1 protein-coding gene is annotated in these 210 nt (G+C 52.9%); it reads left to right on the forward strand.

Annotated elements, in window-relative coordinates; translation table 11 throughout:
• Positions 1–210 (forward strand): CLIPPER-2 domain-containing protein (locus AB2U10_RS19350; RefSeq protein WP_493820801.1); only part of this gene is annotated, 210 nt, incomplete at both ends.

The following is a 210-nucleotide window of genomic DNA, read 5'->3' on the forward strand; positions in this document are numbered from 1 at the left end:
CAATAACTCCAGCCTCAGCAGCGAGCCTTGAACCGGGAGCAGAGACAACGTTTACGGCAACCTATACGGTAACGCAGGCAGACGTGAACAACGGCAAAGTACACAATACAGCCACGGCTAAAGGTACGCCGCCTACAGGAGATGACGTGAAAGATACCGACGAGGAAGACGTACCGTTTACTGCGGCGCCATCCATTGATCTTGTGAAGA

The sequence above is a fragment of the Leadbetterella sp. DM7 genome (genome assembly GCF_040829825.2).
Taxonomy (GTDB): Bacteria; Bacteroidota; Bacteroidia; order Cytophagales; family Spirosomataceae; genus Leadbetterella.